12 protein-coding genes are annotated in these 15427 nt (G+C 74.1%); 1 reads left to right on the top strand and 11 read right to left on the bottom strand.

Annotation, left to right across the window (positions count from 1 at the left end; genetic code table 11):
• The first annotated feature begins 25 nt into the window (after positions 1 to 25).
• On the top strand, positions 26 to 3037 hold the full coding sequence (locus HD595_RS38645; RefSeq protein WP_253778059.1) for an alpha-mannosidase: 3012 nt from the start codon (positions 26 to 28) through the stop codon (positions 3035 to 3037).
• A gap of 48 nt (positions 3038 to 3085) precedes the next feature.
• Here HD595_RS38645 and HD595_RS38640 read toward each other — a convergent pair whose 3' ends face one another.
• The 11 genes from HD595_RS38640 to HD595_RS38590 all read right to left on the bottom strand — a co-directional run bounded on the left by HD595_RS38640 (position 3086) and on the right by HD595_RS38590 (position 15328).
• Positions 3086 to 3313, bottom strand: a complete 228-nt coding sequence (locus HD595_RS38640; RefSeq protein ID WP_253778058.1) for a hypothetical protein — start codon at positions 3311 to 3313, stop codon at positions 3086 to 3088.
• 37 nt (positions 3314 to 3350) lie between these two features.
• Positions 3351 to 3884 (bottom strand): hypothetical protein, encoded by a 534-nt coding sequence (locus tag HD595_RS38635; protein ID WP_253778056.1) that lies wholly within the window; start codon positions 3882 to 3884, stop codon positions 3351 to 3353.
• A gap of 28 nt (positions 3885 to 3912) precedes the next feature.
• The gene (locus tag HD595_RS38630) at positions 3913 to 4371 is read right to left on the bottom strand and encodes a DUF6294 family protein (RefSeq protein WP_253778053.1); all 459 of its coding nucleotides are present in this window, start codon (positions 4369 to 4371) and stop codon (positions 3913 to 3915) included.
• 124 nt (positions 4372 to 4495) lie between these two features.
• Positions 4496 to 5143, bottom strand: coding sequence for a response regulator (locus tag HD595_RS38625; protein WP_253778051.1), 648 nt, complete (start codon positions 5141 to 5143; stop codon positions 4496 to 4498).
• The gene (locus HD595_RS47010) at positions 5140 to 7404 is read right to left on the bottom strand and encodes a sensor histidine kinase (protein ID WP_253778049.1); all 2265 of its coding nucleotides are present in this window, start codon (positions 7402 to 7404) and stop codon (positions 5140 to 5142) included. The genes HD595_RS38625 and HD595_RS47010 overlap by 4 nt, the downstream gene beginning before the upstream one ends.
• Before the next feature lie 51 nt (positions 7405 to 7455).
• A complete protein-coding gene (locus HD595_RS38615) occupies positions 7456 to 8415 on the bottom strand; it encodes a DMT family transporter (protein ID WP_253778047.1) in 960 nt (319 codons plus the stop codon).
• A 19-nt stretch (positions 8416 to 8434) separates the two neighbouring features.
• Positions 8435 to 9046, bottom strand: a complete 612-nt coding sequence (locus tag HD595_RS38610) for a glycerol-3-phosphate responsive antiterminator (protein WP_253778045.1) — start codon at positions 9044 to 9046, stop codon at positions 8435 to 8437.
• Positions 9047 to 9068: 22 nt separating this feature from the next.
• Positions 9069 to 10625 (bottom strand): FAD-binding oxidoreductase, encoded by a 1557-nt coding sequence (locus HD595_RS38605; protein WP_253778038.1) that lies wholly within the window; start codon positions 10623 to 10625, stop codon positions 9069 to 9071.
• The gene (locus HD595_RS38600) at positions 10622 to 12295 is read right to left on the bottom strand and encodes a glycerol-3-phosphate dehydrogenase/oxidase (RefSeq protein ID WP_253778036.1); all 1674 of its coding nucleotides are present in this window, start codon (positions 12293 to 12295) and stop codon (positions 10622 to 10624) included. The genes HD595_RS38605 and HD595_RS38600 overlap by 4 nt, the downstream gene beginning before the upstream one ends.
• The gene (locus HD595_RS38595) at positions 12292 to 13857 is read right to left on the bottom strand and encodes an FGGY family carbohydrate kinase (RefSeq protein WP_253778034.1); all 1566 of its coding nucleotides are present in this window, start codon (positions 13855 to 13857) and stop codon (positions 12292 to 12294) included. Before HD595_RS38595 ends, HD595_RS38600 begins: the two co-directional genes overlap by 4 nt.
• A gap of 34 nt (positions 13858 to 13891) precedes the next feature.
• A complete protein-coding gene (locus tag HD595_RS38590) occupies positions 13892 to 15328 on the bottom strand; it encodes an MFS transporter (protein WP_253778032.1) in 1437 nt (478 codons plus the stop codon).
• Positions 15329 to 15427 lie beyond the last annotated feature (99 nt).

Below are 15427 nucleotides of genomic sequence, written 5' to 3'. Positions count from 1 at the left end.
TTACGAGAACGAGGAGTCTCTCTCCATGCATGACGACCGTGAACTGGTCGAATCCCGGCTCAAGCGGGTGCTCGACGAGCGGATCCGCCCCGCGGTGTACCCCGTGTCCGTGCCGTTGGAGGTGGCGGTGTGGCACGCGCCCGGCGAGCCGGTGCCGGTGGCGGAGGGCCTGGCGGCCTCCCCCTCCCCCATCGCGGTCGGCGCGGAGTGGGGCGCGCCGTGGGCGACGTGCTGGTTCACGGTGAAGGGAACGGTCCCGGCGGAGTGGGCGGGCCGGACCGTCGAGGCGATCCTCGACCTCGGCTTCGACCAGAACATGCCGGGCTTCCAGTGCGAGGGCCTGGTCTACCTGCCCGACGGCACGCCGGTGAAGGGGCTCAACCCGCGCAACCAGTGGGTGCGCGTCGGCGCGCCGGTGGCCGGCGGCGAGCGGGTCGAGCTGCGGATCGAGGCGGCCGCGAACCCGGTCATCCTCGACTACCACCCGTTCCTGCCCACCACGCTGGGCGACAAGGAGACGGCCGGCAGCGCGCCGCAGTACCGGCTGGCCCGCATGGACCTGGCCGTCTTCGACGAGACGGTGTGGCAGCTCGTCATCGACCTGGAGGTGGCCGGCGAGCTGATGATGGAGCTGCCGGCCGACAGCGGCCGCCGCTGGGAGCTGATGCGCGCGATCGGCCGCGCCCTGGACGCCGTCGACCTGCAGGACGTCAACGGCACGGCCGCGACGGCCCGCGCCGAGCTGACCGGCGTGCTCGCCGCCCCCGCCACGCCGTCGGCGCACCGCATCAGCGCGGTCGGGCACGCGCACATCGACTCGGCCTGGTTGTGGCCGCTGCGCGAGACCGTGCGCAAGGTGGCCCGCACAGCCTCCAACATGACCGCGCTGCTGGCCGACGAGCCGGAGTTCGTCTTCGCCATGTCGCAGGCCCAGCAGTGGGCGTGGATCAAGGAGCACCGGCCCGAGGTGTGGGCCAAGGTGACCAAGGCCGTCGCGGGCGGGCGGTTCGTCCCGACCGGCGGCATGTGGGTGGAGTCCGACACCAACATGCCCGGCTCGGAGGCGATGGCCAGGCAGTTCGTGCACGGCAAGCGGTTCTTCATCGACGAGTTCGGCGTCGACAACGAGGAGGTGTGGCTGCCGGACACGTTCGGGTTCGCGGCGGGCCTGCCGCAGATCATCAAGGCGGCGGGCTCGAAGCGGCTGCTCACCCAGAAGATCTCCTGGAGCAGGACGAACAGCTTCCCGCACCACACGTTCCTGTGGGAGGGCCTGGACGGCACGCGGATCTTCACGCACTTCCCGCCGGTCGACACCTACAACTGCTCGATGAGCGGCAAGGAGATCGCGCACGCCGCGCGCAACTTCAAGGACAAGGGCGTGGCCAGGCACTCGCTGGCCCCGACCGGATGGGGCGACGGCGGCGGGGGCACCACGCGCGAGATGGTGGCCAAGGCGGCCCGGCTGCGCGACCTGGAGGGCTCGGCCACGGTCACCTGGGAGACGCCGGCCGCCTTCTTCGCCAAGGCCGAGGCCGAGTACCCGCATCCGCCGGTCTGGGTGGGCGAGCTCTACCTGGAGCTGCACCGGGCCACGCTGACCAGCCAGGCCAAGACCAAGCAGGGCAACCGGCGCAGCGAGTCGCTGCTGCGCGAGGCCGAGCTGTGGGCGGCCACGGCCGCCGTGCGGACCGGCGCGCCGTACCCGTACGAGCGGCTCGACCGGATCTGGAAGACGGTGCTGCTGCACCAGTTCCACGACATCCTGCCCGGCTCGTCGATCGCCTGGGTGCACCGGGAGGCCGAGCAGACCTATGCCGCCGTGGCGGCGGAGCTGACCGAGATCATCGCCGGGGCGCAGCGCGCGCTCGCCGGGGACGGCTCGGCGGGCGGCCGGCTGGTGTTCAACGCGGCCCCGCACGCCCGCAACGGCGTGCCGGCCGGAGGCGCCGCGCCGGCCGCGACCGCGCCCGGCGTCCGGCGGAGCGAGCGTGACGGCGGCGGTTTCGTGCTGGAGGACGACCTGCTCCGGGTGGAGATCGACGGCCGGGGGCTGATCGTCTCCGCCTACGACCGGGCCGCGGGCAGGGAGAGCCTGCCCCCGGGGCAGCCCGCCAACCTGCTGCAACTGCACCAGGACTTCCCGAACATGTGGGACGCCTGGGACGTGGACGAGTTCTACCGCAACACGGTCGTGGACCTCACCGAGGCCGACGAGGTGACGGCCGGCGACGCGCCGGGCTCGGTCCGGATCACCCGCTCCTTCGGCGCGTCACGGGTCGGCCAGGTGCTCACGCTGACGGGCGGGCGGATCGACATCCGCACCGAGGTCGACTGGCACGAGACGGAGAAGTTCCTCAAGCTCGCCTTCCCGCTGGACGTGCGCGCCGAGCGCTACGCCTCCGAGAGCCAGTACGGCCACGTCCACCGCGCCACCCACACCAACACGAGCTGGGAGGCGGCCAAGTTCGAGGCGTGCAACCACAAGTTCGTGCACCTGGAGGAGCCCGGCTGGGGCGTGGCCGTGGTCACCGACTCCACCTACGGCCACGACGTCACCCGCGCGGTGCGCGAGGACGGCGGCACCACCACGACCCTGCGGGTGTCGCTGCTGCGCGCCCCGCGCTTCCCCGACCCCGAGACCGACCAGGGCAGGCACACGTTCACGCACGCCCTGCTGCCGGGCGCGACGATCGGCGACGCGGTGCGCGAGGGCTGGTTCGTCAACCTGCCCGAACGCGAGGTGCCCGGCGACGCCGAGGTGGCGCCGCTGGTCACCGTGGACGACGACGCGGTCGTGATCACCGCGGTCAAGCTGGCCGACGACGGGAGCGGCGACGTGGTCGTCCGCTTCCACGAGTCGCGGGGCGGCCGGGCCCGGACCCGGGTCCGGCCCGGCTTCGCGGCCACCGGCGTCGCCGTGACCGACCTGCTGGAGCGTCCGCTCGACGGCACGACGGCGCCGGAGCTGACCGACGGGTCCGTCGCGGTGTCGCTGCGCCCGTTCGAGCTGGTCACGCTGAGGTTCGGCCGCTGATCGACCGTCTCGGTGAGGGCCGCCCGGCCGGGCGGCCCTTGAGACGCCTCAGAAGCCGGCGCGGGCGATGATCTCCAGCACGAACGGCGCGGCGACGACGAGGACGGCGATGACGACCAGCAGCGCGATCAGGTTGCCGGCGAAGCCGGAGCGGCCGGACCGGCGCGCCAGCCGCGCCGACTCCTGGGTGGACTGGCGCGCCCACTGGGCCGATCCGGCCGCGTTCCGGGCGGCGTTCTGCTGGCTCTGCCACGACGAGAAGTTCGGGTTGGTCATGACGGTCTTTCCTTCCGGATCGTAGGGATCGGGTCGTTCATGGGGGCGGGTCCCCGGCCGGGCCGTCCCGCGACCGCCGTGCGGGGATGCGTGCCCGGATCGCGCCGGCGAGCAGGGCGGCTCCGAGGGGCCCGGCGCCCAGGAGGTAGGGGGCTCCCGGATCGCCGGTGAGCGGGCCGAGCAGGGCGGCGAACGCGATGACGGCTCCAGCCGCCGGCCGGACCAGTCCGGCGCGGGCGAGCCCGTACGCCAGCAGCGCGATGCCGGCGGCGGCGGCACAGGCCAGGGCGAGCCGCGGGACGGACTGCGCCGCGACCCGCCCCCCGCCGGCGACCCGCAGCGTCGCCGCGATCATCCACGCCGAGGCGACCACTCCGAGCAGGGCCAGTGCGACGGCGGCCCGCCCCCGCCCCGCGTGCCGCGCGACGTCGCGGTACACCGTCGCGGTCGCCGCCGCGCCGGCCCATGCGCCCGCCCCCCACATCACCTCGGCGGACGCGGTCAGGGTCCCGGCGAGGCAGAGCAGCGCCGAGGCCAGCAGCCCCAGCCCGCCGAGCGCCTGCGCTCGCATGTCCGTCGTCAGGGCCGGCGGCGCGGGCTCAGCAGTGGCTGCTCAGCGCCATGTGCTCGATGAGCGGGAACAGGCGGGGGCTGAACTCCGCGTCGTCGTAGTCGAGGTCCCACCGGTACGAGTCGCGGTGGCTGGGCATGTTCATCACGAACTTGGTCCTGTTCGTGGGGTTGGCGTGGGAGTTCCTCAGCCAGCCGAGCACGGCGCCGTCCGCGTCCTTGATCTTCGCCCACATCAGCCAGGCGTCGTCGTCGTCACTGCTGGTGACCCTGCCGGTGAACTTCGCCCTGCCGTCGGCGCGCAGGATCCATTGCGCGCCCGAGAACATCGTGCAGTCGCCCGCCCGCCCCGTTCCGAAGGTGAAGGTCTTGGTGGGCAGGTCGGCGGCATCCTGCGCGTGGGCGGTTCCGGTGGTGGTGAAGGTCAGCCCCGTGATCAGGGCCGCGGCGGTCGATACGGCGCCCAGCATCCTTCGAGTCCCGCGCATGGGGTGCTCCTTTCCCGACGGTGGCTCGTCGTTCGGTCACCCTCAGGGTGCGCGGGGCCGTGTCCCGTCGTCATGGGTCACGGGTCCCGGTCGCCCCGGGAAATCGTCCACGGGCGAGAGGGCTTCAGGAGGATTCGGGCGCTCCGCCGAGCCCCGCCTCGCGGGCCCGTACGATCGCCGCGGGCCGGTCGGCGAGCTGCAACTTGGTCAGCACGTTCGAGACGTGGTTGCGCACGGTCTTGGCGCTCACGCCGAGGCGCCGCGCGATCGCCGTGTTGTCCAGGCCCCGCGCGACCAGTCCGAGCACCTCGTGTTCTCGCTCGGTGAGCTGCGGGAAGGGGGAAGCCACGACGGCCTTGGAGAAGTGCGCGAGCAGCCGCGTCGCCACGCCGGCGCCGAAGACGGCCTCGCCGCGGGCGACCGCGCGGACCGTGGCCGTGATCTCCTCGGGGCCCGCGCCCTTGAGCGCGTAACCGTGGGCGCCGGCCCGCAGGGCGGCCAGGACGTTCTCGTCGTCGTCGTACATCGTCAGGATCAGCGCACGCGTGGGCAGAGCGGCGGCCCTCATCCGGGAGGTGACGGTGAGCCCGTCGCCGCCGGGCATGTTGACGTCGAGGACCGCGACGTCGGGCCGGTGCTCGATCGCCGCGCGCAGCGCCTCCTCGCCGGTCACGGCGACGGCGAGCACCGTCATGTCCTCCTCGGAGTCGAGCAGGGCCCGCAGGCCCGACACGAACACGGGGTGGTCGTCGGCGAGGATCAGCCGGATCATCGTGCCCTCCCAGACTCGCCCAGATCCGCCGGCAGGAAGGCGCGCACACAGGTGCCTCCCTCGGGCAGGGAGCATATCGACCATTCCCCGCCGACCTCGGCGGCCCGCTCCCGCATGGAACGCAGCCCCACCCCGGGCGCCCGCTCGGGATCGAGCCCGCGCCCGTCGTCGCGTACCGTCACCTCGACCCCGCCGGCCGTCAGCGCGATCTCGGCGGTGCAGCCGGTCGCGCCGCTGTGCCGGACCGCGTTGGTGATCGCCTCGACGGCGATCCGGTACGCCGCCGTCTCGACCGCGGCGGGCAGCGGCGGCAGGCCGTCCTCGCCGACGACCTCGATCCGCATCGCGCCCGCCAGCGCCGCGGCTCGGGAGCGTACCGCACCGACGAGGCCCAGCTCGTCCAGCGCGGGCGGGCGCAGCGCCTCGACCAGGCGCCGGATGTCGGTCAGCGACGCGCTCGCCTCCGCGGATATCTCGCTCAGCAGCGGACGCGCCGCCGAGTCATCCGGTACGGCGCGGGCCGCCAGCGCGGCCTTGAGCCCGATCGCGGCCAGCGTCGGCCCCAGCCCGTCGTGCAGGTCGCGGCGCAGCCGGCGGCGTTCGTCCTCCCGGGAGGCCACCACCTCGGCGCGGGAACGGGCCAGGTCGTCGTGCAGCCGTACCGCCTGCACCGCGCTGCCCACCTGCCGCGCCAGCGAGGCGATCAGGCTGAGGTCGATGGGGTCGAGCGGGTCGTCCGAGCCGCGCGCCGAGACCAGCAGCAGCCCGACGAGCGTCCCGTGGTGGCGCAGCGGCTCGGCGTGCACCTCGCCCGCCGCGACACCGTGCCGGGCCGCCGGGTGGCGCTCGCCCGCGTCGTCCACCAGGTCGATCGCCACGTACGGCACGCGTAACGACCGGGCCACGGTCTCCACGATCGCCGGCAGCATCTCGGCGGGCAGCAGCACCGCCTGCAGCCGTGTTCCCAGGCGGGTCAGCGCTCCCTCCGGGTCGTGGCGGTCGCCGTACATCACCCGGTTGACGGTGCTCTGCGCAGCGTTGCGCAGCGGCGCCAGCGCCAGCGCCGCGCCGGCCGCGGCGAGCGCGGCGGCCACGCTGCCCGACAGCCGCAGCACGCTGACCAGGAGCGCGACCACGGCCGTGTACCCGGCGACCAGGATCGCGACCACGGTGGCGTACACCAGCGAGCGGTTGGCCAGCCTCTCGACGTCGAACAGGCGGTGGCGGCGCAGCGCGACCCCGATCCCGGCCACGAACGGCACTCCCGTCAGGCCGAGCGCGCCCCACGGCAGCGGTTGCGTCGCCGTGACGAGTTGCGGGAGGTGCCAGCCGGCGACGCCGAGCACGGCCGAGACCGCGCCGCCGCCCAGCATCCAGCGCATCCGCCCGCGCATCAGCGGGTCCGGGTTGCCGCGATAGCTGATCGCGCCCCAGACCGTCCCGGCCACCAGGGCCAGCGCCACCACCGCCGTCTGACCGCTGTGCAGCAGGCCGAGCCACCGCAGCGCGTCAGGCGCCGCCAGCGCCGCGACCCCGCTCCACGCGGCCATCACGGCCAGGGGCGCGGCGTAGGCGACGGCGATCGTCGTCCGGGTACGGGGCGACAGCGGCCGGCGGGCCGTGAACGCGAGCACGAAGGCCAGGAACGCCCCCCAGGCGATGGAGTACGACACGATCGCGTTGATGTGGAACAGCCAGAGCTGGGGGCCGCCGGTGGCCAGCGCGAGGACGGGCAGCCCGGCGGTGACGGTGAGCGTGCTGCCCAGCAGCCCGGCCGCGAGCACGAGCAGCGGGGCCGTCGCGGGCGCCTCGGGCCGGCGCAGGTACAGCGCGGCCGCCAGCCCCGCCAGCGTGAGGACGAACACGAGATCGCCCCAGCCCTGCACGAGCAGCGGGTACGGATCGGGCCGGTCGACGCGCACCGCCACGACCGCGTCCGCGCCGGCCACGCCGTACGGGATGCTCGCGCCCAGGCCGGGACGGGAGACGGCGCCGAGTCCGTCGGCCAGGCGCCGGCCCGCGACGGCGACCACCACGTCCCCGGTCCGCAGCCCGGGCCCCGAGGGCGCGGCCGGCACGTCCACCACGACACCGTCGAGGCGCCCCATCGACCAGCCCAGCCGCACGATGGTGCCGTCGGACGGCGCGTCCAGCGAGACGGCGGTCGCGACGACGCCCAGCACCACCAGGACGATCGCCACCCCGGCCGGAACCCTGCGCGAGCGTCGTACCGGAGCCAACCAGGACAGCCGCGCGGACACACGTCCATCCTCACCGACAACCGGCCGCGACACCACCGCCCCACCCGGACGTCACGAAGGCGAGCGCCCGCGTGACGTCCGGCCGCGCGTGCCGGAGGCGGCGCCGGCGAGCAGGACCCCGACGCCGCCGAGGGCCAGGCCGGCGAGGGCGAGCGGGTCCAGCGTCTGGCCCGCGAGCAGCCAGGCCAGCAGGGCCGTCACCGAGGGGGTCAGGAAGAACACCGTGCTCACCCGGCTGGCGGACGAGCGGAGCAGCATCCTGTTGAGCAGGATGAACGCCGCGATCGAGTTCACCAGCACCATCCACGCCACGGAGCCGCCGAACGTCGGCCAGTCCGACACGCGGGGTTGCTCCGCCACGAGGCAGGCCAGCCCGACGGCCGGAGCGCTGACGAGCAACTGCACCGCCGTGCCGGTGCGCAGATCCATGCCGCGCACGAAGCGCTTCTGGTAGAGCGTGCCGGCGCTCAACCCGGCCAGCCCCGCCAGGCACAGCACCACGCCCCAGGCCGACAGGCTCACCCGCCCGGCGACCGCGAGCACCACCCCGGACGCGCCCAGGAGGAAGCCGATCCACTGCCGCCCGCTGACGCTCTCGCCGACGAACCGCGCGGCCAGCGCGATGACGACGGGGTTGAGCCCCTGGACCAGGGAGACGACGGCGGCGGGGAAGCCCAGGCCCAGGGCGGAGTAGAAGGCGCCGAACTGGACGGCCTGGATCAGCAGGCCGGACACCGCGATGTGCGCCAGGGCCCGGCCCCTTGGCCAGGGCGCGCGGGTGAGCAGGGCGTACCCGGAGAGCAGCGCCCCGGCCACGGCGAACCGGGCGAACATCAGCAGCAGCGGCGGCGCCACCTTGACGCCCGGGATGCCCGCGATGAACGCGCTGCTCCAGAGCACGACGAACAGGGGCGGCGCGAGCGCCGCGAGGCGTCCGGCACGGGCGTCTCGCGGCTCTCCCTCCGCGCGTGGGGACGGCGAGGTGGACAGGTCCGGCCTGGCCGGCGTCATGGGGGTCCTTCCCGGGGTCTCAGGACGCGCGCAGCGACGCGCGGCGCAGTTCCCACAGGTTCTCGTCCGAGGTGCAGACCCCGGCCGCGCCGTGCCGGAGCGCCGCGGCCACGTCGGACGCCGCCTGAACGAATCCGGCGGCCAGGTACGGCACGCCGAGGTCCCTGGCGTGCCGCTCGACGTACGGCAGGACGACCGCGGGCATGAGCTGCACCAGGTCCGGCTGCGAGCGGGCGATGGACTGGATGCTGCGTTGCAGGTTGGAGCGGTCGGTCACGAAGACCTTCTGCATGGACAGCAGGCCCAGGCCGCTCGCCCGTTCGATGATCGCCGCGCGGGTGGAGCAGATCCCGATCGCCCCGATCCCCTTGAGGAAGGTCAGGGCGCCGGGATCGTGCCCCAGGCCGGGCGTCGAGTCCATGTTGACGAACACGATCTTGCCCGCGTCGACCGTCCGCCGGACCGCCGCGGTCAGGTCGCCGAGCGGGACCGAGGCGAGGATGCCGAGCGGGGTCGCGGTGGTGGTGAACCGCTCCGCCATCGCCACGCCGACCAGCGAGGCCATGACCGGGTGTTCGGCCAGCGCGGCCAGCAGACGTCGATCGACGGGACGTTTGGGGCGAGAAGTCACCGATATACCTTATTCCGGGATTTCATCCGGCGGTGGGGGCGTCGAAGCGGCTCGGCAGGCCCAGCTTCCCGGGGTTCATGATCCCGGCCGGGTCCAGGGCCCGCTTGACCGCCACCAGCGTGCCGAAGCCGGCGCCGAGCGAGCGCTCGACGTACGGCGAGCGCAGCAGCCCGACGCCGTGGTGGTGGCTGATCGCGGCGCCGTGCCGGATGAGCACCTCGTTGGCGGCGTCCCAGGCGGCCCGGTACCACTCCCGGCGACGGCCGCGTTCCACGTCCCCGCGCAGCGAGAAGTACAGGCACGCCCCGTCGGTGTAGGCGTGCGACTGGTGGGCCGAGGCGCGCAGCGTCCCCGGGACGGCCTCGATGGCGGCCGTCACCTCGTCGTAGATCGCGGACAGCGACGACCAGGGCGCGGCGATCTCGCACGTGTCGGCGACGAAGCCGGGGCCCTTGGCGAAGCCGTCGCCCGACTTGCCGACCACCATCCGCTCGTCCAGCCAGCGGGCCAGGACCGCGTCGCCGTCGAGGGTCACCGCCGCCCGGCCGCCGCAGACGTCCGCGACGACGGCCATGGTGGCGTCCACCAGCGCCGGGTCGCCCTCGTCGGCGACGAGCAGCAGGTTGGTGCCGGGCTCGCCGAAGTGGGTGCCGCTCTCGTGCGCGTCGTACAGGCGCAGCACGGCGGGGGTCGCGCCGCGCTGCAGGATCTCCCGGCAGGCGTCCAGGCCGGCGGCGAACGTGTCGAACCCGTAGGCGAGGCCCGCCGCGTACGAGGGAAGGCGGTGGGTGCGCAGGCGCAGCCGGGTGATCACGCCGAGGGTGCCCTCCGAGCCGATGAACAGCTGGCGCAGGTCCGGGCCGACGGCGGCGCGGGGGTAGGTGCCGTAACGCGCCGTGGTCCCGTCCGGCAGGACCACGTCGAGGCCGACGACCATGTCCTCGATCTTGCCGTACCGGGTGGACAACTGGCCCGCCCCGCGGCAGGCCGCCCAGCCGCCGACCGTGGAGATGGCGAAGGCCGAGGGCCAGTGTCCGGTGGTCGTGCCGTGCGTCTCCTGCAGCTCCTTCTCGAACAGGTCGCCGAACATGCCCGCCTGCACCTCGACGATCATCGACTCCGCGTCGAAGGAGATGATCCGGTTGAGCCGGCAGACGTCCAGCACGACCCCGCCGAACACCGGCAGCGCGGCGCCCAGCACGTTGCTGCGGCCGGCCGAGACGGTCAGCGGGATGCCGTGGTCCCGGCACAGGCGCACCACGGCCGCCACCTGCTCCTCGTCGGCCGCCTCGACGACCACGGCGTCCGGCGTCGCCGGGTCGCCGTCCGTCTCGCCGATGGACGTGCCCGCCCACCAGTCCCGGGTGCGCCGGACCACCTCGTCCCGGTCGGTGTGCACGGCCGCGGCGATCGCCCGCAGCTCGGCGACGACCGCGGCGGGAACCTCGACCGCGAGGCGCTGCAGACTGGCCTTGCCGTCCCCGGGCGGGCAGTCGGCGGCCCAGCGCGGCGGGGTGGGCGCGCCCACGACGTAGTCGCCCCGGTTGAACGGGTGCGTGACGGTCTGCCTGCTGATCATGAAAGTCCCTCCATCAGTACGGTCTTCTCGCGCTCGACGGCGGCGATGTAGTCGTCGACCTGCCGGGCTGCCTCCTCCTCGGCCAGGCCCAGCTCCCGCCGCAGCAGCCGGCCGACCTCCGGGGCCGCCTTCACCGACAGGTCCCTGGCGAACACCCGCATCCGGGTGCGGCGGGACAGCACGTCGTCCACGGTGCGCGCCAGCTCGCACCGGGCCGCGTAGACCACCTCGGCCCGCAGGTGACGGCCGCCCTCGACGATCGGCTCGGCGAGCGCGGGGTCCTCGTCGAGGAGCGCGGCCACGAACCTCGCCTCGGTGCCGTACCGCTCGCCCAGGTGGGCGCCCAGCCCGCCGGTCGCCGAGCTCGCCTCGGCGTCGTACCCGGCGCCTCCCAGCAGGGGCAGGCTCACGGTGCGGCAGCGGGCCCGCCGGCCCAGCACCTTCAGCGCCTCGTCCACCACGAGCTCGCCCATGTGCCGGCTCGTGGTGAGCTTGCCTCCGGTGACGGTGACCAGCCCGCGCGCGTCCGTCGAGACGCGGTGGTCGCGGCTCATGTCGAGGGTGGCGCCCTCCTTGCTTCCCACCAGGGGGCGGAGCCCGGCCATCGAGCCGACCACGTCCTCGGGGGTGAGGCCCGCGTCGAAGGCGGTGTTGGCCCCGTCGAGGAGGTAGTCCATCTCCTCGCGGGTGCACAGCACCTCGTCGAGGGGGCCGTCGTAGTCGGTGTCGGTCGTCCCGACCACGACCACGTCCCCCCAGCGCGTGCAGGTCGCCCGGCGGGCCCGGCCCGGGATCGGCACGGTGACGGTGCCGTCGACGGGCAGCCGGGTCCACGGCACCACGATGTGCACGCCCTTCGCGGGCCGGATCCGCGGCCGGTGGCCGGGGTCCGACAGGGCGTCGAGCGTGTCCGACCAGACGCCGGTGGCGTTGATCACGACGCCCGCGCGCACCTCGACGTCCCGGCCGTCGACCTCGACGCGCGCGCCGCGCACCCGGCCGCCCTCGTGGAGCAGGCCGCGGCAGGTCGCGCCGTTGAGGACGGTCGCCCCGAAGTGCGCGGCGGTCCGGGCGATGGTCAGCGTGAGACGCGCGTCGTCGGTGCGGCTGTCGTAGTAGAGCAGGCCGCCCCTGAGCCGGTCGGCGCGCAGCCGGGGGGCGCGGGCCAGCACCTCGGGCACGGTGAGCCGCTGGTGCAGCCGGCCGATGCGCCATCCTCCGGCCAGGTCGTAGGTCCACAGCAGGCCCTCGAACGCCTTGGCGACGCGCGCGTCGAAGACGCCGTCCTGGGCGAGCACCGGGAAGACGAACGGCAGCCGCTGCACCAGGTGCGGCGCGTTGCGGCGGAAGCGCTGCCGCTCCAGCAGCGAGCGCCGCACCAGCGGCAGGTTGCCCTGCTCGATGTAGCGCAGCCCGCCGTGGACCATCTTCGACGACTTGGAGGAGGTGCCGGAGGCGAAGTCGTCGCGTTCCACCAGCGCCACGCTCAGGCCGCGGGTGACGGCGTCCAGCGCGGTGTAGCAGCCGGTCACGCCGCCTCCGACGACGAGGACGTCCACCGGGCGGGAGGCCAGCCGTTCGATCTGCTCCTGGCGGTCGAGGGTCAGCGGCGTCCGCCGGATGGCGTTCCTCGTCTCTGACCTCGTCTTGCGTTCGGGAAGCCGGATCACGACGGTGATTCCTCCTGTCGATGGGGTTCTGTGCGTGCTTCTGGGCGTGGTTCTGTGCCGGCGGCGACGTGGCGGGACAGCAGGTCGCGCCACGCGGCGCGGGCCTCGCGCCGCTCGCCGTCGGACGAGGCGGGTTCGAAGACGGGTCCCGGGGGCTGGGCGGCCACGGCCGCCGCGACGCTCGGCCACAGACCGGCCCGCACGCCGCCGAGGTAGGCGGCGCCCCGCAGGCTGGCCGTCTCGTGGCCGAGGGCCCGCCGTACGGGCCGGCCGGCCAGGTCCGCCTGCGCGGCCATCAGGACGTCGCTGGTGGCCAGCCCGCCGCCGCAGATCAGCTCGCCGATCGGCCCGCCCATGACCGCCTCCAAACCCTCGATCAGGTCGCACACCGAGTGCGCGAAGCCGTCGAGGACGCCGCGGGCCAGTTCCGCGCGGGTCGTGGACAGGCTGAGCCCGGTGAGCACGCCGGTGGCCTCCGGCGACCAGACGGGGGTGCGCAGCCCGGCCAGGGCGGGCACGAACCGCACGCGGGCCGCTCCGGGGTGCTCGCGGGCGAGCTCGGCCAGCCGGCGCGGCGACTCGAACAGCCCTATCTCCTCGCACAGCCAGCGCACCGCGGAGCCGGTCGTCGCGGCGTACCCCTCCAGGCTGAACACCGGCACCCCGCCCGAGCGCCAGCCGACCAGGGTCAGCACGCCGGGCACCGGACGCCGCGGCGCGGGCGGCCGGTCGCCCGCCACCGCGTCCAGGAACGTTCCCGTCCCGTGCACGCACGTGGCCTGGCCCGGCCGGTGGGCGCCGAGCGCGATCATCGCGGCGTGCTGGTCGCCCATGACCGACAGGACGGGCAGCTCCGCGCCGAGCACCGCGGGGTCGGCGGCGCCGAGGTCGCCGTCCTCGTCGACGATCCGGGGCAGGACGTCGCGCGGGCAGCCGAGGAAGTCCACCCACGGTTCGTGCCAGTCCCCGGTCCGCAGGTCGTACGCGCCGAGGGCCACGGCGTTGGTGGCGGAGACGACGTGCCGCGCTCCGCCGGTGAGCTTCCACACCAGCCACGAGTCGATCGAGCCGAACGCCAGCCGGCCCTCGTCGTGGGCCCGGCGCGCGGCCGGGTTCCCGGCGATCTCCTCGGCGGCCCACAGCAGCGGCGCCCGGGACCCGACCGGCCGGCCGGTGTGCTCGATCAGGCGCCGGTCCCACTCCTCCTCCCACTCCGGCAGCCGCCGGGCGTACCGGCGGTCCTGCCAGACGACGGCCCTGCTGAGCGGTGCTCCCGTGACCGTGTCCCACAGCAGCACCGTCGCCCGCTGGGTGGAGATCGACACCCCCGCGATCTCCACCCGGTGCGCGGCCGCCCAGTCCAGCGCCTCTCGGCAGACCCGGACGGTGTTCACCCAGATCTCCGTCGCGTCCTGCTCGACGCGCAGGTGGTCGGGCGAGGCGACCGAGATGGGCAGGTACGCGGCGGGCGCCGCCCCGCCGTCGTCCAGGACGACGGCGGCACGGGTGCCCGTGGTTCCCTCATCGATGCTGAGCACGCCGCGACGGCGTTCCCTGGTCATCCGCGAAGGTCCTCTCCTGATGCCGGACGACCGCTCAGGCCGACACCGGCTGGCGTGACGGGAGGCCGACGGCCTCTTCTTCCAGGTTGACCGCGACCCGGGTGGGATCCCACCTGATGGCCAGGCACGTCAGCAGGCCGGCCAGCGGCACCACCGACAGGACCATCAGGCTGGCGCCGACCCCGAGGCCCGCCTGGAGCTGCGGGAACAGGTACAGTCCGGCCACCGACCCGAGGCTGCCGAGCATGCCGGTCACGCCGGTGCCCAGCGTGCGGATGTCGCTGCGGTACGACAGCGCGGCGATCGACTTGCCGTTCGGCCCGGGGCCCGCGGAGTGGAAGAAGATGAACAGCACCGGAAGCAGCGCGGCCAGGCCGACGGGCAGCTCCTTGAACGTGGCGCCCATGACGAGCAGCGCGACGAACACGACGGCGTACCCGGCCATCGAGCTGACCCGCAGGCCGAGCCGCCGGCCGGCGTAGGCCGACAGGCAGCCGCCCACGATGCCGACGGCGTTGAACGCCATCGACCCCAGCGTGGCCTTCTCGAACTCCTTGCCGAACAGCTCAAGGCTGATCACCGGCAGGTACCAGCCCACGGCGAAGTACTGCATCGCCTGGGTGAGCGAGATCGCGGTCGACAGCACGGTGCGCGGCAGGTAGGGGCGGCGGAAGAGCACGGCGGCGTCCCCGAGCCCGACCTGGCGGGGGGACTCGCCGGCCGCCGCCGTCAGCGGCGGCCCCTCCTGGGCGGCCAGCCCGTACATCCGGCGCAGGTTCGCCGCCGCCTCGCGCAGCCTGCCCTTGGACGCCAGCCAGGTGGGGCTCTCCACGAGGAAGGCGAGCTGCAGCGCGAGCAGCACGACGGCGAAGGCCGCGGCGGAGCCGACGGACCAGCGCCAGATGCCGGCGCCGACACCGGACTTGTAGAAGAGCAACGTGAGCAGCAGGTTCGTGGTCGTCGCGGTGTACCAGACGCCCTGCCAGAAGTTGAGCCGGCCCTTGAGCGAGGCCGGGGTGTACTCGGCGAGCAGGGCCATCGCCACCGCGAAGTCGATGCCGTAGGCGACGCCCACCAGGGCGCGCCCCGCGAAGACGGTCTGGAAGTCCGAGCCCGCGGCGGTGATCAGCGCGCCGGCGGCGAACACGACCTTGGTCAGCAGCAGCGGCTTGACCCGGCCGATCCGCGCGGCGAGCCACCCGCCGAAGGGATTGGAGACGATCGCGATCGCCGGGGCCATCGCCGTGAGCACGCCCACCTGCGTGGGCGACAACCCCAGTTCCTTGACCATCGGGGACAGGCCGGCGCCGAGCGCGGCGTTGGAGTAGGCGTCCAGGAACAGGCCCGCCAGGGCGAGGAACCAGATCCAGTTGGTGCGGCCGTTCAGGCGCTTCAGGGTGTCGATGAGGTCGGCCGCGTCTCCCGCGCCGCGGATGACCGCCGTTCTCGTGCTCGCAGGGCCGTCGTTCATGCCCGCCGCCTTTCGCAGGGGTTGATCCCTCTGCCAGCGGTCCGGGAACGACTGAAGGCACAGACGAAGACCACTGACAGGGATGTCTTCGTCTGTGCC

This window comes from Nonomuraea roseoviolacea subsp. carminata (assembly GCF_024172185.1).
Taxonomy (GTDB): domain Bacteria; phylum Actinomycetota; class Actinomycetes; order Streptosporangiales; family Streptosporangiaceae; genus Nonomuraea; species Nonomuraea roseoviolacea.
The sequence above is the reverse complement of the archived record's forward strand: the minus strand, read 5'-3'. Positions and strand labels throughout refer to the sequence as shown.